This is a genomic window from uncultured Microbacterium sp. (assembly GCF_945952435.1).
Taxonomy (GTDB): Bacteria; Actinomycetota; Actinomycetes; order Actinomycetales; family Microbacteriaceae; genus Microbacterium.
On the sequence record NZ_CAMFHZ010000025.1, the window covers coordinates 23,616 to 41,078 of the forward strand.

The 17,463-nt window shown below is 69.0% G+C and carries 24 protein-coding genes; 3 read left to right on the forward strand and 21 right to left on the reverse strand.

The annotated features are described in order from the left end of the window. The first annotated feature begins 71 nt into the window (after positions 1-71). Positions 72-935, forward strand: coding sequence for an Ltp family lipoprotein (locus Q0P88_RS12675; RefSeq protein WP_295014694.1), 864 nt, complete (start codon positions 72-74; stop codon positions 933-935). Between the two features lie 66 nt (positions 936-1,001). On the opposite strand, the gene Q0P88_RS12680 is transcribed toward Q0P88_RS12675, so the two are convergent. Further along, complete coding sequence (locus Q0P88_RS12680) at positions 1,002-1,640, reverse strand: C40 family peptidase (protein WP_295014696.1); 639 nt, start codon at positions 1,638-1,640, stop codon at positions 1,002-1,004. 46 nt (positions 1,641-1,686) lie between these two features. Further along, complete coding sequence (prfB, locus tag Q0P88_RS12685; RefSeq protein ID WP_295014698.1) at positions 1,687-2,799, reverse strand: peptide chain release factor 2; 1,113 nt, start codon at positions 2,797-2,799, stop codon at positions 1,687-1,689. 111 nt (positions 2,800-2,910) lie between these two features. Between prfB and Q0P88_RS12690 the strand changes: the two genes are divergently transcribed. Further along, entirely contained in the window at positions 2,911-4,173 is a 1,263-nt protein-coding gene (locus Q0P88_RS12690; RefSeq protein WP_295014744.1) for an MFS transporter, read from the forward strand. On the opposite strand, the gene Q0P88_RS12695 is transcribed toward Q0P88_RS12690, so the two are convergent. Further along, positions 4,069-4,869, reverse strand: a complete 801-nt coding sequence (locus Q0P88_RS12695; RefSeq protein ID WP_295014700.1) for a phosphatase PAP2 family protein — start codon at positions 4,867-4,869, stop codon at positions 4,069-4,071. The genes Q0P88_RS12690 and Q0P88_RS12695 overlap by 105 nt on opposite strands. 126 nt (positions 4,870-4,995) lie before the next feature. Here Q0P88_RS12695 and Q0P88_RS12700 point away from each other — a divergent pair, with 126 nt between their 5' ends. Beyond that, positions 4,996-6,570 (forward strand): bifunctional phosphatase PAP2/diacylglycerol kinase family protein, encoded by a 1,575-nt coding sequence (locus tag Q0P88_RS12700; RefSeq protein ID WP_295014702.1) that lies wholly within the window; start codon positions 4,996-4,998, stop codon positions 6,568-6,570. A gap of 20 nt (positions 6,571-6,590) precedes the next feature. Here the strand turns inward: Q0P88_RS12700 and Q0P88_RS12705 are convergent, their stop codons facing one another. From Q0P88_RS12705 to Q0P88_RS12790, 18 genes are all read right to left on the reverse strand, one after another. After that, entirely contained in the window at positions 6,591-7,037 is a 447-nt protein-coding gene (locus Q0P88_RS12705) for a pilus assembly protein TadG-related protein (RefSeq protein ID WP_295014704.1), read from the reverse strand. Continuing rightward, on the reverse strand, positions 7,034-7,588 hold the full coding sequence (locus tag Q0P88_RS12710) for a TadE family protein (protein WP_295014706.1): 555 nt from the start codon (positions 7,586-7,588) through the stop codon (positions 7,034-7,036). The genes Q0P88_RS12705 and Q0P88_RS12710 overlap by 4 nt, the downstream gene beginning before the upstream one ends. 7 nt (positions 7,589-7,595) lie before the next feature. After that, positions 7,596-8,030, reverse strand: a complete 435-nt coding sequence (locus Q0P88_RS12715) for a TadE family protein (protein WP_295014708.1) — start codon at positions 8,028-8,030, stop codon at positions 7,596-7,598. A gap of 7 nt (positions 8,031-8,037) precedes the next feature. Beyond that, entirely contained in the window at positions 8,038-8,235 is a 198-nt protein-coding gene (locus Q0P88_RS12720; RefSeq protein ID WP_295014710.1) for a hypothetical protein, read from the reverse strand. Next, positions 8,177-9,955: a recombinase family protein gene (locus Q0P88_RS12725; protein WP_295014712.1), complete on the reverse strand. Its 1,779-nt coding sequence runs from the start codon at positions 9,953-9,955 to the stop codon at positions 8,177-8,179. Before Q0P88_RS12725 ends, Q0P88_RS12720 begins: the two co-directional genes overlap by 59 nt. Continuing rightward, complete coding sequence (locus tag Q0P88_RS12730; RefSeq protein WP_295014714.1) at positions 9,952-10,125, reverse strand: hypothetical protein; 174 nt, start codon at positions 10,123-10,125, stop codon at positions 9,952-9,954. The genes Q0P88_RS12725 and Q0P88_RS12730 overlap by 4 nt, the downstream gene beginning before the upstream one ends. Beyond that, the gene (locus Q0P88_RS12735; protein ID WP_295014716.1) at positions 10,125-10,463 is read right to left on the reverse strand and encodes a DUF4314 domain-containing protein; all 339 of its coding nucleotides are present in this window, start codon (positions 10,461-10,463) and stop codon (positions 10,125-10,127) included. Before Q0P88_RS12735 ends, Q0P88_RS12730 begins: the two co-directional genes overlap by 1 nt. Then, positions 10,460-10,783, reverse strand: coding sequence for a hypothetical protein (locus Q0P88_RS12740; protein ID WP_295014718.1), 324 nt, complete (start codon positions 10,781-10,783; stop codon positions 10,460-10,462). The genes Q0P88_RS12735 and Q0P88_RS12740 overlap by 4 nt, the downstream gene beginning before the upstream one ends. A gap of 98 nt (positions 10,784-10,881) precedes the next feature. Next, positions 10,882-11,658 carry a WhiB family transcriptional regulator gene (locus Q0P88_RS12745; RefSeq protein WP_295014720.1) on the reverse strand — a complete coding sequence of 259 codons (777 nt, stop codon included), beginning with the start codon at positions 11,656-11,658 and terminating at the stop codon, positions 10,882-10,884. Positions 11,659-11,735: 77 nt separating this feature from the next. Further along, positions 11,736-13,589: a tape measure protein gene (locus Q0P88_RS12750; protein WP_295014722.1), complete on the reverse strand. Its 1,854-nt coding sequence runs from the start codon at positions 13,587-13,589 to the stop codon at positions 11,736-11,738. Positions 13,590-13,735: 146 nt separating this feature from the next. After that, positions 13,736-14,017 (reverse strand): hypothetical protein, encoded by a 282-nt coding sequence (locus Q0P88_RS12755; RefSeq protein ID WP_295014724.1) that lies wholly within the window; start codon positions 14,015-14,017, stop codon positions 13,736-13,738. Further along, positions 14,017-14,421, reverse strand: coding sequence for a hypothetical protein (locus Q0P88_RS12760; RefSeq protein WP_295014726.1), 405 nt, complete (start codon positions 14,419-14,421; stop codon positions 14,017-14,019). The genes Q0P88_RS12755 and Q0P88_RS12760 overlap by 1 nt, the downstream gene beginning before the upstream one ends. Positions 14,422-14,484: 63 nt before the next feature. Further along, complete coding sequence (locus tag Q0P88_RS12765) at positions 14,485-14,853, reverse strand: hypothetical protein (RefSeq protein ID WP_295014728.1); 369 nt, start codon at positions 14,851-14,853, stop codon at positions 14,485-14,487. Beyond that, complete coding sequence (locus Q0P88_RS12770) at positions 14,853-15,221, reverse strand: hypothetical protein (protein WP_295014730.1); 369 nt, start codon at positions 15,219-15,221, stop codon at positions 14,853-14,855. Before Q0P88_RS12770 ends, Q0P88_RS12765 begins: the two co-directional genes overlap by 1 nt. Further along, positions 15,218-15,544, reverse strand: coding sequence for a hypothetical protein (locus tag Q0P88_RS12775; RefSeq protein ID WP_295014732.1), 327 nt, complete (start codon positions 15,542-15,544; stop codon positions 15,218-15,220). The genes Q0P88_RS12770 and Q0P88_RS12775 overlap by 4 nt, the downstream gene beginning before the upstream one ends. Continuing rightward, positions 15,541-15,768: a hypothetical protein gene (locus Q0P88_RS12780; protein ID WP_295014734.1), complete on the reverse strand. Its 228-nt coding sequence runs from the start codon at positions 15,766-15,768 to the stop codon at positions 15,541-15,543. Before Q0P88_RS12780 ends, Q0P88_RS12775 begins: the two co-directional genes overlap by 4 nt. 195 nt (positions 15,769-15,963) lie before the next feature. Beyond that, entirely contained in the window at positions 15,964-17,163 is a 1,200-nt protein-coding gene (locus tag Q0P88_RS12785; RefSeq protein WP_295014736.1) for an AAA family ATPase, read from the reverse strand. After that, a partial coding sequence (locus Q0P88_RS12790; RefSeq protein ID WP_295014738.1) for a hypothetical protein occupies positions 17,118-17,463 on the reverse strand: 346 nt, incomplete at its 5' end. The genes Q0P88_RS12785 and Q0P88_RS12790, both read right to left, overlap by 46 nt.

Sequence of the window (17,463 nt, forward strand, 5' to 3'; positions counted from 1 at the left end):
TGGCGTCCGACCGACGTATCTGACAATATGCTGAGCAATTGCCCGAATTTAGCTGAACGCTAGGAGAGCTTATGGACGCGCCCGCAGGGTGGTACGACGACGGTTCCGGACGACAGCGCTGGTGGGACGGCCAGCAGTGGACGGAACAGTACGCCGATGCGGCGACCGACGTTCCCGCGACGCACGCCTCGCCGGGCGTCACGGAGACGCCGACTATCCCGGTGACGGACGCCCCGGGAACCACACCACCTGTCTCGGGCGTCTCCGGAAAGGCGAAGGGCCTCGCGATCGCCGCCCTCGTCGTCGGAATCGTCGCGTTCCTCACCGGACTGGTCCCGGTACTCGGAATCCTTCTCGGGTTGGCCGGCGTCGGCCTCGGAATCTTCGCCCTGCTTCGGCGCCAGTCGAAGGGTCTCGGCGTCACGGCTATCGTGCTGGCCGGGATCGCGGTTCTGGCCTCGACGGGCATGACGCTGGGGATCGCCGCGATCGGAACGCACGTGGCATCCACCGCATCCTCCGCCGACGCTGAGCCGGAAGCGACGGTCCCCGCGGAGTCCGCTGTCCCGGTGGAGACGACGACGCCGTCGCCCGTGGCGACCACCCCTCCCCCCGCCGTGCCCGACGTCCCGGTGGAGTACCGCTCGGCGCTGACGAAGGCCACCCAATATTCGAACATCCTGCACATGAGCAAGGCAGGCGTCTATCGACAGCTCACGTCGGAGTACGGCGAGAAGTTCTCCCCGGAGGCGGCCCAGTACGCGATCGACAACGTGAAGGCGGACTGGAACGCGAACGCGCTGGCCAAGGCCAAGGACTACCAGTCGCAGATGTCCATGTCGCCCGAAGCGATCCGCGACCAACTCACGAGCGAATACGGCGAGCAGTTCACGCAGGAAGAAGCCGACTACGCCGTGCAGCACCTGAACGGTTGATCATGATCGAGCAACCGATCGCGACGGCGACGAGGATGCCATCTCCGCCGTCGCGATCGGCGACCCTCAGAGACGCACGTAGACCGGAGTACCGGAACTGGGCCACGGGGCGTGGTGCTCGACGAAGCGCCCCCAGTCGGGCGAGTCGATCACTCCTCCCGCACCGTCGTAGATGCCGATGTGGCGCCCCGGGTACCAGATCAGGTCCCCGGCCCTCGCCTCGCTCGCCGGGATCACCGTGCCCAGTGCGGCCTGGTAGTCCGCGCCGCGCGGCAGGCTGATCCCGAAGTGCCCGAAGACGTACTGCACGAAGCCGTCGCAGGAGAAGGAGTCGCTCGGATCGTTGCCCAGGCCGTAGGGCACGACGCCGACGAACTGCGACGCATAGTCGACGACGGCCTCTCCGGAGAACGCCTGCGCGGAGATCGACGACGTCGAGGAGGTCTCCTGAGCCTCGGACGTCGCCGCGGGCTGTGCGGCGGCCGCCGGCGGCGGAGGCGGCGTGTAGCTTTCGAAGACCGCCCGGGCGACGTCGGGGTGACGCGCCGCGGACGCGACCGTGTAGGACTGCGGATCCACCACCAGGGAGACGCCGTGACGGGCCGGCACGTCCGACGCCTGGGCCGTGAGGGCGGTCGTCACGGCGAACGGGACGAGGAAGGCCGTGATCGCGGCCGCCGCGGCCACTCTGCGTGTCGATTCCATCGGCCGTGACCTTACGCGGCGGAACCGGACATCGGCTGGGAACGACTCAGTCGTCGTCGTCCTTACGCTTGCGCCAGCGGATACCCGCCGAGATGAAGCCGTCGAGGTCGCCGTCGAAGACGGTCGTCGGGTTCCCCGACTCGAACCCGGTGCGAAGATCCTTGACGAGCTGCTGACCGTAGAGGAAGTAGGAGCGCATCTGGTCGCCCCAGCTCGCCGTGATGTTGCCGGCGAGCTCCTTCTTCTTCGCTGCCTCCTCCTCCTTCTGCAGCAGCAGCAGGCGGGTCTGCAGCACGCGCATCGCCGCGGCGCGGTTCTGGATCTGCGACTTCTCGTTCTGCATCGACACGACGATGCCGGTCGGGAGGTGCGTGAGGCGCACGGCGGAGTCGGTCGTGTTCACGGACTGTCCCCCCGGGCCCGAGGAGCGGAAGACGTCGACGCGGATGTCGCCCTCGGGGATGTCGACCTCGGTCGCCTCCTCCATGAGCGGGATGACCTCGACCGCGGCGAAGGACGTCTGGCGCTTGTCGGCGGATCCGAACGGGCTGATCCGTGCCAGGCGATGCGTGCCGGCCTCGACGGAGAGCGTGCCGAACGCGTACGGCGCGTCGACCTCGAACGTCGTCGACTTGATGCCCGCGCCCTCGGCGTAGGACGTGTCCATGACCTTGACGGGGTACTTGTGGCGCTCGGCCCAGCGGAGGTACATGCGCAGCAGCATCTCGGCGAAGTCCGTGGCGTCGTCGCCTCCCGCGCCCGAGCGGATCGTGATGATCGCGGCGCGCTCGTCGTACTCGCCGTCGAGGAGGGTCTGCACCTCGAGCTGGTTGATGGTCTCGGTGAGGGCGGCGAGCTCGGTGCGCGCCTCGGCGGCGGAGTCCTCGTCCTCCATCTCGTTGGCCAGGCCGACGAGGACCTCGAGGTCGTCGAGGCGCTGCTCGACCTCGGTGACGCGCTTGAGCTCCGCCTGACGGTGGCTCAGCGCGCTGGTCACCTTCTGCGCCTTCTCCGGATCGTCCCAGAGGTCGGGGGCGCCGGCCTCCTCGCTGAGACGTTCGATGTCGGCGCGGAGGGAATCGACGTCGACGACCTCGCGGATGTCGCCGAAGGTCTGACGGAGGGCCGCGATTTCGGCGGAGAGATCAAGTTCGAGCATGGCAGTCCAGAGTATCGCGCGCGCCGCGGCCGTGGCGAACCGGCTCCTCCGCGGGACTACCGTGGGAGCGTGGCGGAACGTGCGATCTCGGTGCTGTGGAAGTTCGGGCCGATGGTGTACCTGCCCACCCTGCTCTTCTCGCTCGGCGAGGGCGCCGTCGTTCCGCTGATCCCGGTGATCGCCGCGAGCCGCGGAGCGACTCTCGCGTCCGCCGGTCTCATCGCCTCGGCGCTCGTGGTGGGGCAGCTCTGCGGGAACATCCCGGCGGGGTGGCTGGTCGCGAGGCTCGGCGAACGGGTGACGATGGTGATCGCAGGTGCGGTCTCGCTTCTCGGGGTGGTCGCGACCGCTCTGGCTCCCGGCCTCGCGCTGTTCAGCGTCGCCGTGTTCGTCGTAGGCATGTCGGCCGCGGCGTTCGGGCTCGCTCGCCACGCCTTCATGACGACGCGGGTGCCCCTCGTGTTCCGCGCCAGGGCGTTGTCGCTGCTGGGCGGATCGTTCCGCGCCGGCATGTTCGTAGGACCGTTCGTCGCCGCGGCGCTCCTCGCCGTCTTCCACACGGAGAACGCGGCGCTGTGGTTCTTCTCCGTGTGCCTGGTCGCTCTGATCGTGCTCGTGCTGTTCGGACCGGATCCGGAGGCCCAGGCCACCGCGATGGATCGCGACGTGCACAGGGACGACGTGCATAGCGACGACGTGCACAGCGACGACGGAGACAGGGAGGACTCGGGCGAGGCGGTCAGCGGATCCATTCCCGTTGTCGAGCGCGCCGGCGTCTTCCGCACGCTCTGGCGGTACCGGGGCGTGCTCTCCCGTCTGGGACTGTCGGCCGCGAGCCTGTCGGCGGTGCGGTCGGCCCGCCAGGTCGTGCTGCCGCTGTGGGGGGTGTCGATCGGCCTCGACGCCTCCTCGATCGCGCTGGTCGTCGGCGTCTCGGGTGCGATCGACTTCGCCCTGTTCTATGCGAGCGGCCAGGTCATGGACCGCTTCGGCCGGCTCTGGGCGGCGTTGCCGGCGATGGTGCTCATGGGCGCCGGGTTCCTCGTGCTGTCGATCACCCATGACGTCGCGACCAACGTGCTGTGGTTCGGCATGATCGCCGCGGTGCTCGGCGTCGGCAACGGCCTGTCTAGCGGAATCCTGCTCACGCTCGGCGCCGACGTCGCCCCGCAGTCAGAGCCGGCCGCGTTCCTGGGGTCGTGGCGGACCCTGACCGATGCCGGCGGAGCCGTGGCGCCGCTGATCTTCTCCGGTGTGGCTGCGCTCAGCTCACTCGCCGTGGGTGCCGCGGCGATGGGTGCGATCGGAGTCCTCGGGGCGATCGGCTTCATCCGCTACATCCCCCGTTTCGTGCCGCGTCGCCCCGCCCCGTGACGCACGGACACGACGAGGCGACGTGGACGACGCTCCGGACGGCGAAGGCGCGGTCGTCGTCGGCGACGGCACCCGAGCAGCCGTCGAGGAAGGGCCGAGGATTCCCCGGCACAGCGTGAAGAACGCATACCCCAGGAGCCACCCCGCGAGCACGTCGCTCGGATGGTGCACCAGCAGCATCACCCGTCCGACCCCGATCGCCATCGCGAACAACAGCCCCACCGCGCTCAGCAGCGCACGCGACCGCGGCCCGACGTGGGGCAGGACCACGGCGAGAACCGCCAGGACGATCACGAGGGTCCCCAGCGCGTGCCCGGAGGGGAACGACGAGCCCCACGCGGGCACCAGGGCTCCGGCCGGACGCGGACGCTGGGCAAGCGCCTTCGCAAGGGTGTCGACCAGTCCGCTCCCCTCGCCGGCGACGAGCAGAAAGAGCGCAGCGCGCCAGCGCCGCCGCACCCCGAGCCAGATGATGGGTGCGATCAGCAGGACCCGCAGGACCGCCGGACTCCCCGCGCGACAGAACGCGTCCCACCCCTGCACCCAGCCCGGTCGGCCCGCCGCCAGCGACACGGCACCATCGAGCAGAGCACGATCGATCGCCGCGACCGCCGGCGCCCCCGCCGCCCACGCGACCCAGAGCAGCACGTAGGCGAGGAGCGCGACGACCGCCGGGATCCAGGATCGCGCGCGCATGCTCCACAGCTACCACACCCGCGGACCGAATCGTCCCTCCGCTGACGCGTGCTCCGGAGGGCCGGGCCCGCACGGCGGCGCACCGATGCGCGGCCGGTTCGCTAACGTGAATCCCGGAGGTGGCGGATGGCGCAGCGGAGGAAGACGGCGGGCCGGCAGACGCAGAGCAGGCAGACGCAGGGCCGACAGGCGCACAGGCTCCTGCCGCAGCGGCACGGTCGACCGGGCGAGGTCCGCCAGGCGGCCTACGAGGCTCGGGAGCAGATCCACGCCCTGGACTCGGCCGTCTTCTCGGCGATCGCGTCCACCCCGAGCCCCGTGCTGGACCGCTGGATGCCGAAGCTCACGAATGTCGCGGACCACTCGATGCTCTGGTTGGGCATCGCGGGCGCCCTCGCGTTGACGGGGCGTGCCCGCCCCCGGCGCGCGGCGCTGCGCGGAGTGATCACGCTGGGCGCGACCAGTCTGATCGCCAACCAGCTCGCGAAACGTCTGCACCATCGCGAACGACCGGTGCGGACCCTCGTCCCCCTGGGTCGCCTTTCTCGACACGCGCCTCTTTCCTCGTCCTTTCCGAGCGGGCACTCGGCCAGTGCCGCGGCCTTCGCGGCCGGCGTGTCGGCCGAGATGCCGGCGCTCGCCGTACCCCTGCAGGTGCTCGCAGGGCTCGTCGGCTTCTCGCGCGTCGCGACGGGGGCACACTATCCCTCCGACGTGGCGGCAGGACTCGTCCTCGGCAGCACGGTGGCCGCGATCGGGCGCCGGCTCGTACCCCCCGTTCCCGTGCCGACCGTGTCGGCTCCTCGGGAGCTGGACGAGCTCGCCCCCCGTCCGCGCGGCGAGGGGGTGACGCTCGTCGTCAACCCCGCCTCGCACAGCGGGCGCGGTGCGAAGCTGTCGAAGAGCCTGCACCGTCGCCTCCCGAAGATGCGGATCGTCGAGTTGCGCCACGGCGACGACGTGGGCGCGGTGATGGCGCAGGCTGCGTCCGAGGCGGAGGTGCTGGCCGTGGCCGGCGGCGATGGGACGGTCGGCGTCGCCGCGCAGGCGGCGATCGATCACGACCTGCCGCTGGCGGTCTTCCCCGCCGGGACGTTCAATCACTTCGCGCGTGCGATCGGCGCGTATCCTGCGACACGCACCGTCGACGCGATCCGCCGCGGCACGGCGGGAAAGGTCGATGTCGGTTACCTGAACGACGAGATCTTCCTCAACACGGCCAGTGTCGGCGCCTACACCGACTTCGTGCGCATCCGCGAGAGCCTGGAGAAGAGGATCGGCAAGCCCCTCGCCGCACTCGTCGCCGGCTGGCGCACGATGTCGAGGGATCGGTCCGTGGCCGTCACGGTCGATGGAGCCACGCGGGAGTCGAGTCTGCTGTTCGTCGGCAACGGACAGTACGTACCGCGCGGCTTCGCACCGAGCGAACGCGAGGATCTCCAGGACGGGCTGCTGGATCTGCGCATCCTCGACGTGTCGAGTCGCTGGTCGCGATTCGTCGTGTTGCTGGCGACCCTCACCGGACAGCTCGCGAGGGTGAAGCAGTACCACGAGGTGTCCGCTCCGGAGCTGGAGATCACGCTGCCGGACGGACCCGAACGCGTCGCCCGCGACGGAGAGGTCGGCGATCCCGCGGACACGCTGCGCGTGCGCGCCGTGCGCCGGGCACTCACGGTCTACCGCGTGCGTCGCGGAGACTGAGGCACGATCCCCCTCCGCCGTCATCCGAGGGCCGTCCTGCTCGTCCCCGTCGCGTGCAGCGTCAGCAGCGGCGGGACGAAGTCGCCGACCAGCGGCGGCGTCCAGGTCGTGCGGATGACCACCCGGGCGGACACGCCGTCCGGGCTTTCCGCGGAGACGAGTTCGGACCCGTCGTCGAGCACATCGAGTACGGCCCCGGCTTTGGCCCGGACGTCGTCATCCGTCAGCTCGGCGCGGATCGTGGTGCCCTGCACTTCGACCCGGAATCCGTCGGCTCCGGCGAGCGCGGCCGCATCGGCGACCGAGTCCAGGCGCTTTTGAGCGACGTACAGATCGGTCGCACAGACGCACACGACGATGAGGGCGATTGCGAGCAGGGCGTAGCCGAGGATCAGCGGAAGGATGCTTCCCGCGTCGGGCGGCGGACCCGGCCTCGGCCGACCGACACTTCCCCGCGCGCCGCTCATCGACCTGTCCATGTCCGCGAGACCTTGTATGCGGAACTCGCCTGCACCGGGACCGTCGCGACGCGATCGAGGCCGAGGATGGAGGGCAGCAGGGGCAGCCGGACCGTCGCGCGCACGGTGACCACCACGGTCGCCCCCGCGGAGGAACAGTCGACGCCGGCGGGCGCGCAGCGGACCTCGATGGTGACGGCATCCCGATCCAGGTCGTAGTCCTCGACGCCGGATCGGACCGCTGCGGCGGCCCTCGCCTGCGCGTCGTCGGCATCGGACGCGGCGCTCATCGTGCGCGCGGCGTGCCGCGCCGTCGACTCGACGCCCAGGGTCTGATCCTGGATTGCGCCGAGAGCGAGGACGAGATACACCAGAGGTACGAGCAGGATGACTCCCAGCGCGATGAACTCGAGAGCCGCCGACCCGGCTTCCCTGCCTCGCTCCGCGGGCGGGACGCCGTCCGCCGGCGCGAAGTCGAGTCCGAGTCGGATGCGCTCGGCCGGTCGGGCGGGCTCGAAACGTCGAGCGTGCTCGGTCAGCCGATATGGCCGCGTGAGCACCCACGTCTCAGTGTTCCTCCGCGAGCCTCTCCACGGGAGCACGTCCGGTCACCTCCAGCCCGGACGGAACGCCGATCAGCCCGATGAGAGGCAGCGTCGTGCGCACCGTGATCTCGACGGTCGCGGTGCCGAGCGCCGTGGACTCGCGCGCGCGGACGTCGGTGGCGAACGCGGATCCCACAGCGCGGGAGATCAGGAGCCGGGTCCGCTGCACGCCTTCGGCCCGATCGGTGTCGGCGAGCGCCGCGACATGCGCGCCCTCCACCGCCGCGTCGTGCACGACGTTGCGCACGTAGAGGCCGAGCCCGAGCTGGATCACGCTGAGAGTGAGAACCGTGAGCAGGGCCCCGACGAGCACGAACTCAACGGGACTGGATCCCCGATCGCCGGTCGCATGGGCCCGATCGCCCGTCACGTGGGGAGGCCACAGATCGTCGGACATGCCGATCTCAGAGACCGCCGACTCGCGAGATGGCTTGCTCGAACAGGTGCGTCAGCGCCGGCCCGGCGACGGCCCAGATCAGGACGACCAGCGCCGCCGTCATCAGGGTAATGAGAACCCAGCCGGGGACGTCGCCCCGCTCGGCATCATCCGGTTCGCCGTTCCCCGAGGGCGGAGGAAACGCGCGAGAGGGAGTTCTGAACATGGATTGTCCTTTCCGGAAGGCGGTCAGCCGAGCCCGAGACGCAGGATGAAGATGCCGGGGAATACGGCGAACAGCACGCTGAGAGGCAGGATGAGAAAGACCAGAGGCAGGAGCCTCCCTGCTGGGCTGGCTTGCGTTCTGCCGCATCCGCCGGGAGGAACATCGACGGGTCGAGCACCCCGTGAATGGTGATCGCCTGGGGCCGTCCGGCCACGATGTCCGACACGATCACCCGCACGTCGAGCAGCTCCACCACCTCACGGCGCATCGCCGCCGATGCGTCCGCCAGACGGCCACGAGCCCGCTCCGCGAGCGCCGCCACGTCCGTGATCCGCTGGGCCTGGTCCGCGCGCCGGGTCTGCATCGAGGCCATAGCCTCCAGGCGCTCCCGCACGTCCGCGAGCTCGCCCCGGAGCCGCTCGACCGTCGCCAGGTGCTCGGCGGGGTCGTCGGCCATCAGGTACAGGTCCTTGGCCCGAGTCATCGCCCGTTCCAGAGTGGCCTCCTGCTTGCGGAGCGCGGCGGTCATCGGGGCCTCGTCGTTCAGGTCTGCGTCGTCGTCCAGTTCGAGCCACTGGCGCGCGAGGCGCTCCAGCCGCTCGGGGTCGGCCAGCATCGCGGCGAGTTCGGCCCACACCGGCTCGTCGATGGCCGGTCCCTTGATCTGGGTGCAGGTACAGCGCGGCTGCTCCTTCGACCGGTAGCGGCGACCGGCACACGTGTACCAGTGGGACGGGCGGGACTTCGTGGTCACCCCGTCGTAGTGCTTGCCGAACTCGCACGGGCCGAACAGCCGCCCGGTCAGCATCTGCCGCTGGGGTGCCGAGGGCGACCACCCTGCACGGCGGTTCACCGCGCGCTGGAGCGCCTGCCACTCCTGCCGGGTGAACACTGGGTTGCCGAGTTCGACCGTCACGGTGTCGCCGTACTTGGGCGTGCCGTCGCGGTTCATCTTGGTGACCTTGCGATGCGGGCGGTAGTTGCCCCGCACCGCCGCCCCCCATTCGGACTCTCCCGTCCACAGGGTCGGGTTCGTCGCGGTCTGCCGGACGGTCTGGTACTGCCACGTTGCGGCCTGGCGCGGGCGGAGCCCCATGAGGTTGAGGCGCTCGGCCACCTCGGCGGTGCTCAGGCGCTCCTTGACGAACAGCTGGTGCATCGTGCGGAGCACCTCGCGTTCCCGCTCGTCCGGTACGGGGCGGGCGTCCTTCTTGAGCCCTTCGAGCCGCCAGCCGAACGGGGGCTTTGATCCCGGCCACCGACCCATCCGCGCCGCGCCACGCTGACCGGCAGCGGTGCCCTCGACGATGGTTTCCCGGTCGAGTTCTGCGAAGACAGCCATCACGCCGTACATCGCTCGACCGGCGGGCGTCGAGTAGTCGAACTTCTCCCTGAGGGACACGATGGACACGCCCAGCTCGTGCAGGTTGTTCGCCTGCTGGATCGCGTGGGCGCTGTTCCGGCTGAACCGTTTGACGTTGAGCACGATCAGCGCGTCGAACTTGCCGTCCTTGGCGTCCCTGAGCATCTGCTGCCACCCGGGGCGGTCCTCCAGCTTGCCCGAGATACCCTCGTCGGCGTACTCGGCCACGATCTCCCAGTCGCGGCGCTCCGCTTCCGCGCGGGTCAGCCGCTTCTGCTCGGGCAGTGACGTGTTGTCGCGCTGGCCCTCCGATGAGACTCGCCGGTACGTCGCGGCGCGGGTCTTGCTGATGCTCATGCGGTCCTCCCGTGGGCTCGGGCGTATGCCTCGCGGCGGGTCTGGTTGATGCAGTCGCGGCACCACGCCTGGCGGGTCTCGGCTCCTCGTCTGCGGCGGGCGAACGCCGACAGCGGCAGGTCTCGGGTGCAGTGGGAACACGTCTTGGTGTGCTCGGCGGTCATGGTCATCACTTGACCTCCTCCATCGGGGTCGGGAGCCAGCGCGGGTGGATGCGTCGCCAGTGGTCCACTCCGGGGATGAGCCCGAGCGTCGAGCCGTCGTCCCAGGCGACGTGAACGGTCCCGGCGTCATCGACGGACTCGACCACGCCGGTCGCGTTCGGCTCCAAGCGGGTGTACGGGTCCGCCACGGACACGAGCGCGATGTGCGCGCCCGCCTCCGTGGGGTTCAGGTTCTCGGGCAGGCTCGCCCAGTCGTCGGACTGCGCGGCCTGCCTGGCGAGGATGCGCTGGCCGATCTCGCCCGCGATCTCGGCGGAGCGTGCTTGGTCGTCGTGGACGTTCACGCGGCCTTCGCCTCCTTCGCGGCGTCGGCCTTCGCCTTCGCGGCCTCGGTCTCCTTCGCGACGAGGCGGTCGGCGGCGCGGAGGAACTTGGCGCGGAGTGGCTCGCTGGGAAGCTCCTTCGCCATGCCGTTGATGAGCGCCTTGGTGACGGGCTGGCCGTCCGCGTAGCTGTTGACGAGCCCCTGGAGCAGGTAGCTGACGTGGCGGGCGTCGTGGCCCGGGCGGTAAGTCGCCTTGGCGCTGACGGCTTCGTGGCAGGTGCCGCACGCGCAAGCGCGGGCTTCGGTGGTCTTGCTGGTGGCGGTGGCCTTCGTGTTCATGGGGTATCTCCTGGATTTGGCTTCTGACCGGGGCTTTCTTGTCTCACTTTCAATGAAAACATGCCCGTGTTTTCGGCACAATTGGTCGTTCATCAGGGCTATTTCCCGAGCCAGGCGCGGAGCTTCACCCCGAGGCGCTCGGAGTGCGCGACCTCGACCAGCGCGTCATCCAGCGACCGCCCGCCGCGGACCTCCTTGGTAAGCCGCGCGAGGTGCTGGCTGTCGTGGCCCGGGAGATAGTTGCCGCCCTTGGTCACCCCGGCGCACCCGCACCGGCATTCACGCGTCCCCGGATTCCACCGACGCCCCGTGCGCGGCGGACGTTGACGCTCGGTGCGCCTGGTCCCCCGCTGTTGGCGAGCGTTGCGGCACTCCATACACTCCTTGCGGCCACGCGGTGACGTGTAGACCGCACCGGGTCGCGTCACGTCGTGTAGGCCACGGACACACATGCCTGGCCTGCGCTGCCTGAGCCTGCCGGTCTGGTCCTTCGCAGGATCGCGCGTCACACCCGCCCACGTCCCCGCCTCCGGCTTCGCTTCGTCGGCGTACCGCTGGCAGAGCGTGAACACCGGGCAGAGCAGGCAGAGGTCGGCGGCGAGTTCCTGGTCGGTCTCGTCGTCCGAGGTCCATGCCTCCGCACCCGGCCCGAGGCAGGGCACTTCCTGGCGCTTCTCGCGAGCGAGCAGTAGACCGTGGCTCAGATCCTCGAACGCGTCCAGCGCGGCGAAGCTCTGAGTGTGCCGCGCGAGCACGTCCTCGATCAGCTTGTCGGTCTGCGCCGTGGTCAGCGTGGGCCGGGAGCGGGTTTCCCCTGCCTGCGGAGGTATCTCCGGCGAACTCGCGGTGTCAGTGAGGCCCGGGAGGAGGGTCACGGGGTGCGAGTTCGCCGGAGAGGCGTGGAGAGCGGAAGCCGTCGCCGGGACGGACGCTCCTGCTGTAAGCCCGGGCATCAGTCGCGCACCCGAGGCGAGCCGAGCGCGTGGTACAGCGCCTCCTCCGTGTCGGGGTGCTGGGGCTCGAACATCTGCACCGTGATGTTCCGCGTGTTGCCACCCGAGACCGGAGCATCCGCACCGGCAGAGTTCCAGCCGCCGGTCGAAGGCACCCGCTCCATGTCCGTGAACGCGTTCTCGACGTCGGGCTGGATCTTCGCGAGACCCTCGATCAGACCCTCACCGATGAAGACACCGAACTCGCTGAACACCCGGCTGGGCGAGTGGATGCCGAAGATCCCGGCCACCGTGTCGATGATCCCGCCGAAGGTGTCCTGGAACCACGAGCTGACCGACTCCCAGATCGCCTTGAGGCCGTTCCAGAGCCCCTGGACGATGTTCTTGCCGATGTCGTAGAGCCAGGTCGCCGCCCCGGTGAACACGTCGAAGATCGCCTGCGGGATACCTCGCACGAACGCGAGCGCGCCGTCCCAGGTCGTGCGGAAGAAGTTGCCGACGTTCGTCCACAGCCCGTTCCAGAACCCCAGGAACCCGTTGAAGATCCCCATGACGAACGACACGTAGCCCTGGATGACGCCCTGCACGAAGTTGACGATGTTGGTCCAGAGGTCGGTGAAGAACGAGCCGATGCCCGACCAGAGGCCGTTCCACCACGAGGCGATGGCGTTGCCGATGATCTGGATGCCCAGCATGAAGTTGCGGAACACGTCGCTGACGAAGCCGACGAACCCCTCCCAGACCGAGGTGATCCACGCGCCGACCGCTGCCCAGATTCCGTTCCACCAGGCTACGAAGCCGTCGATGACGCCCGTGATCCAGTCGACGAAGCCGCCCCACACCTCGGTCACCCACGCGACGGCGGTGTCCCAGTTCATGACCAGCCACACGATGGCCGCGACCAGCGCCCCCACTGCCAGGACGATCCACGTGATGGGGTTGGCGAGCAGGGCGGCGGTCCAGGCCCACGTCGCGGTCACAGCGGCCCAGATCGCGGGTGCCACTGCGACCAGGATCGCGGCCCCAAGCCCCGCCAGGAGTGGGGTGAACTGCGCGATGTTGTCGATGAACCAGGACAGCCCGTTCTGGAAGTCGGTGATCGGCCCCTTTACCATGTTGAGCGCTTCGACGAGCTTGCCCTGGATGGTGGCCGATAGGTTACCCGCCGCGCCCTCGAAGGTCTCGGTGCTCTTCGCGGCCTCCACAGCGATGGGGTCGGTGCCCACGGTCATCAGGGCGGCGTTGAACTCCTCGGCGGTGATCTGACCTTCGGAGAGCGCCTGCTCGAAGTTGCCGGTGTAGGCCCCGGCCTGGGCGAGTGCATCCTTGACCGCGCCCGTCGCGCCGGGGATCGCCTCGGCCATCTGCCGCCAGTTCTCGGTGTTGAGTTGGCCCAGCGAGGTCGTCTGCGTGAGGACGGAGCCCACCCGACCGAAGGTCTCAGCGTTGCCACCGGCCACGGCGTTCAGGTTGCCGAGGGCCTTGGCCAGCTCGTCCGGTCCCTGCACGCCGTTGGATGCGAGTTGGGCCGTGATGTTCTGGATGTCCCCGAGGCTGTAGACGGTGGCGTCGGCGTACGCCTGGGTCGAGGCGGTCAGGGCGTCGATTGCCGACGTGCTGAGGCCCGAGAAGTCCAGGGTCTTGCGGAACTTGTCGGTGGCGTCGGACGCTTCGGCGGCGTCGCCCACGAAGTCCACGAGCATGTTGGATGCCTGGCTGATGGCGTCCGCCGCGAGGTTGCCGAAGGCCGAGGCGATGCCTGCGCCCTTCTGCGACCATCCGCTGGTCTTCTTGTCGAAGTCGTCGTCATCGACTCGGACTTTGGCGACGAGGGTGCCGAGGTCGAGTGCCATCAGTTCTCCTAGGAAGTTGCTGTTGAGCCCGTGGATATTGGACTTCGGGCGGAAGTCCACCAGGCCGAAATTCGCTGCACAATTGACCACGCCAGAGCGTGACTACGGGGCATGGAGTCAGGGCGGGCGGTAGGGGTATCCCGCCGTCACTGCTCCGCGAACTCCGCCGTCCAGTCCTCTGCCACCGCGCGCTCCCGCATCCCGAGGACGCCGTGGCGGTTGAACATCTGCTGGACCGGCTGGGCCACCTCGTGTTCGTGGACCGGGATCAGTTGGTGGACGTGCGGGAGCTTCGCGAACTCGCGCTCATAGAGCGCGAGGTAGCGGGCCTCCTCGTCGGCGTCACCGGCCTTCTGCGCGATGATCCCGAGCACGATCAGTCGCTGGCACCGGACGATGCGTGCCTCGGTCTTCTCCTGCTTGCTCATCAGAGCACCCGCCCCATCTGCTTGCGGACGGCGGCGATGTAGGCGCGGCCCTCCTCCGTGCTGGTCCGCTCGTCCCACGCGGCCTGGTACAGCCCGTACAGGTGCAGTCCGAGCTGGTGGGTGAACTCGGGCGACACGAGGTCGTCGAGCTCCGCCCCGAGGAACCGCGCGTAGGCGAGCATTTCCTCCCCGGTGTCCCGGTGCCCGAGGAACACCCGCTTACGCCAGTGAGGGTTCGAGATCGCCATCCGTTCGAGGGCGTCGCGGAGGGTCAGCTTCTCGGTCGGGGTCCGCATTGCCGGGTAGGCGGCGAAGAAGTTGCCGATGCGGCGGTTCTGGCGGACGTACTCGGGGATGCCGGGTGCGTCGGCGTCGTACGGTTCGAGGTCGACGGTCGTGGTCATGTTGATCTCCTTGGTTGCGGTTGATGCCGGGGGCCAGTCGCCCAGCCCCCGGCGGTGTTGGGTTCAGCGCTGGCGCGCCTCGAACTCGCGCAGTTCGAGGTCGTCCATACGGGCGCGAGCCTGCTTCACGGCGATCACGGCTTTCACGAAGTCGCCGTCGTACGTGATGTCGCGGTCCTCGACGGGTTCGCCGTCTTCGCCGTGTCTGTACTCGACGGTCACGAGCACGTACTCGGCTTCGCGGTGGAGCTGGGCGCGTGCCTCGTTGAGCGCTTCACGGGCCCGGTCGAGTTCGGCCTCGATATCGAGGAGGTTGGCGTCCTCGATGAACTTGGGGCTGATGATGGTCATGGTCTTGCTCTCCTTGGTTGGTTGCTGGTTGTCGGCGGCGGGACCGCGCGGGGGCGGACGCGCCAGGCCCGGAGCCGCCATCACTGCTCCCCGAGAATCCAGGCGCGCTTCGCGGGGTCATTGCAGGCGGCGACCTCCTCGGTCGTCAGCGCCCGCTCCGAACCCGCGTCGGCCAGCGCCGACTCCTGGGCGGCGATGCACCGTTCTACCTCGGCGCGGTCGGCCTGGCCGTTCGCGGTGCACGAGGCCACGACGATCACGAAGAGCCCGACGATGACTACGGACGGCACTACCCGCTTCCACATGGGCAGGGCCGCGAGCTTGCGCGCCCGGTCGGCCTTCTTCACCTGGCGGCGCGTGTAGCCCGAGGGCACCGCCTGCGCCTGGGCGACCGCCTCGGCGTACTCGGCCTCGGCGCGGTTGATCTTGATCTGCTGCTTGCTGTTCACTGCGTGACCTCCTGGTCGTTGTTGTTGGTGCTGCTGGTCTCGGTTTGCAGCGAGGGCGTGCGCCCCGGCTCAGGTCTGCGCCTCGCGGCGTGCTTCGCGGCGAGCGCCTCCGCGAAGGCGAATGCCTTGTCCTCGCGCTTCTGCTGACGGCGCGCCCACAAGACCCGGTTCTGTGCCTCCTTGCGGTCGATGCCCTCCTCGGCCATCAACTGACCCGCCGTCTTGGTGAGGTCCGAGCGCCACGTCTCATGCAGATTCCGCGCGGGCGCGCGCAAGGAGTCGATCACCCCCACCTCGTCGGTTTCGTGCTGCTGCTCGCTCATCGCTCGCTCCTCTCGGCCTTGCGGGCACGGGGGCGCTTCCACTTCTCCGAGGCGCGGAAGTAGTGGCGGCGGCAGAGGCCGTGCAGGTGCGGCGAGCGCGTGCACCCTTCGACCCAGCAGTCGGTGTCTTCTCCGCCGACCGGTCCCCATGTGCGGACTTCTGCGACGTGGGGCCGGAGCCATTCGGGGATCTTGAACTGCGGGATGCTGCTCTTGTCGTTCATCGATGCGCTCCTCTCGCGCGTGAAGGGTCGTAAAGACGGGGTGGGTTGTTGTTGGTGGCGGGAAGAACTGTCCTTAGTGCCTTCCTGTTCTTCCGCCCTAAGGGGCGGGAAGAACTAGAAGAACTAGGAACTGGGCAGTCGCGAAGTTCTTCGGCACCTCTTCGGGAAGAACTAGAAGAACTAGGCCGGCGGTGGTCACGGCACATCGCTGATCCCCTTCGCCTGCGTGGCACGTTCGGATTCGGTGACGCGCCATGTCTTGTGACCGCCAGCGGAGGGGCCGTCCTGCGCGACTCGCCCGAGAGCCTCTGCTGCTTTGAGGGCTTCCTTGATGTCGGAGTCCGCACCGCCGATCTCGTCGCGGAGCTTCGACGCCGACATGCCCTCGTCGTAAATCCGGCAGAGTGTGCCGATGATCTTCTCGGTGAGGTCATTCGCGCCGCGTTCGGCCTTGGCCTCCTTGCGTCGCATCTTCTCGGCGGCATCGAGGCGCGTGAACACCCACTCGACCTCGTGTCGCACTCCCCGCTTCGCGGCCACGTCGAACAGGTCATCTTCGGCGTACTTCGCGCCGCGATCCTTGATGACCATCAGCTCGTACTGGCCGTCCTGCTCCTTGGTCAGCGGCGTGATCTTCCGCACCGAGAAATAGGCATCCGAAATGTTGCGCTTCGACCCGGCACCTCGGCTGTACTTCGACCCGTTGGCGTCCTTCGACTTGTGGTCGATCACCAGCACCGTGATGCCGAGGCGGCGCGACAGCGGGAGCACGACGCGACTGAGGAACTGCGTCACCTCGCCGTTGCTGTTCTCCTCGACGCCTGCGGCGGCGAGGACCGGGGCGGCCGAGTCGATCACCAGCAGCGCACCCTTGCCGAGCGTCGCCGCCCAGTCGTGGAACTGCGACACGTAGGTGGCGAGGTCGCGCGACATCGGTTCGAGTGCGTCGAAGTTGGCGAGGTCGATGATCGTCGCGCCGACATTCAGCATTCGCTCTCGGAGCCCCGGCTCGCCCATTTCCTCATCGAGCCAGCCGACCTTGCGACCGTCGCGGAGGAAGTCGAGCGCCCACGACGCGGCCAGCCACGTCTTGGCCGACCCGGATTCACCGTCGAGCCAGTTGAGGTGACCGTCGAGCAGGATCGCTCCTCGACCGATGCGCTTTGGCGGCAGCCACTCCCCCTCGAACCACTTCGAAGTGTTGAGCGGCTCGAACATCTTCGGGTCCGCGAGCGGCACCTCAGGTGCAGGGCCATCCACGACCGTCTGCGCGAGAACGTCGGACGGCTCATCGGTGAACGCGACACCCGGCGTCGGCGCATCCTCCGCGTTGGTCTTCTTCGGTGCCATCAGTTGCCTCCGTACTTCTCGACCGCGCCTTTCAGCGCGACCCACCACTCGGTCCTCGGGTCCTCACCCGGCGTGTGCTCCGATGCCAGCCACCGGTCGCGCAGGAACGACAGCGCCCCCGGCGTGCCCGGGTGCCCCTCCGCCCCGAGGCGAACCAGACGCTTCTGCAGGCTGACCATCACCGCGTGCCCTCGGAGCGGCGCACCCTCCCGGTACGGGCGGATGGCTTCGAGGACGACCCGCGACACCACGGCGTTGTTCTGGGCGCTGAGCCAGTCCTCGACGCTCCCGGGGGACTGCTGCACGGATAGGTGACAGGTTGTAGTCACGCCGCCAGTGCGACGG

Coding starts and splice junctions, on each gene's coding strand:
- Q0P88_RS12675 (WP_295014694.1), top strand. CDS start 72: ATGGACGCGCCCGCAGGGTGGTACGACGACGGTTCCGGACGACAGCGC.
- Q0P88_RS12680 (WP_295014696.1), bottom strand. CDS start 1,640: ATGGAATCGACACGCAGAGTGGCCGCGGCGGCCGCGATCACGGCCTTC.
- prfB (WP_295014698.1), bottom strand. CDS start 2,799: ATGCTCGAACTTGATCTCTCCGCCGAAATCGCGGCCCTCCGTCAGACC.
- Q0P88_RS12690 (WP_295014744.1), top strand. CDS start 2,911: ATGGTGTACCTGCCCACCCTGCTCTTCTCGCTCGGCGAGGGCGCCGTC.
- Q0P88_RS12695 (WP_295014700.1), bottom strand. CDS start 4,869: ATGCGCGCGCGATCCTGGATCCCGGCGGTCGTCGCGCTCCTCGCCTAC.
- Q0P88_RS12700 (WP_295014702.1), top strand. CDS start 4,996: ATGGCGCAGCGGAGGAAGACGGCGGGCCGGCAGACGCAGAGCAGGCAG.
- Q0P88_RS12705 (WP_295014704.1), bottom strand. CDS start 7,037: ATGAGCGGCGCGCGGGGAAGTGTCGGTCGGCCGAGGCCGGGTCCGCCG.
- Q0P88_RS12715 (WP_295014708.1), bottom strand. CDS start 8,030: ATGTCCGACGATCTGTGGCCTCCCCACGTGACGGGCGATCGGGCCCAT.
- Q0P88_RS12720 (WP_295014710.1), bottom strand. CDS start 8,235: ATGTTCAGAACTCCCTCTCGCGCGTTTCCTCCGCCCTCGGGGAACGGC.
- Q0P88_RS12725 (WP_295014712.1), bottom strand. CDS start 9,955: ATGAGCATCAGCAAGACCCGCGCCGCGACGTACCGGCGAGTCTCATCG.
- Q0P88_RS12730 (WP_295014714.1), bottom strand. CDS start 10,125: ATGACCATGACCGCCGAGCACACCAAGACGTGTTCCCACTGCACCCGA.
- Q0P88_RS12740 (WP_295014718.1), bottom strand. CDS start 10,783: ATGAACACGAAGGCCACCGCCACCAGCAAGACCACCGAAGCCCGCGCT.
- Q0P88_RS12750 (WP_295014722.1), bottom strand. CDS start 13,589: ATGGCACTCGACCTCGGCACCCTCGTCGCCAAAGTCCGAGTCGATGAC.
- Q0P88_RS12755 (WP_295014724.1), bottom strand. CDS start 14,017: ATGAGCAAGCAGGAGAAGACCGAGGCACGCATCGTCCGGTGCCAGCGA.
- Q0P88_RS12760 (WP_295014726.1), bottom strand. CDS start 14,421: ATGACCACGACCGTCGACCTCGAACCGTACGACGCCGACGCACCCGGC.
- Q0P88_RS12765 (WP_295014728.1), bottom strand. CDS start 14,853: ATGGCGGCTCCGGGCCTGGCGCGTCCGCCCCCGCGCGGTCCCGCCGCC.
- Q0P88_RS12775 (WP_295014732.1), bottom strand. CDS start 15,544: ATGAGCGAGCAGCAGCACGAAACCGACGAGGTGGGGGTGATCGACTCC.
- Q0P88_RS12780 (WP_295014734.1), bottom strand. CDS start 15,768: ATGAACGACAAGAGCAGCATCCCGCAGTTCAAGATCCCCGAATGGCTC.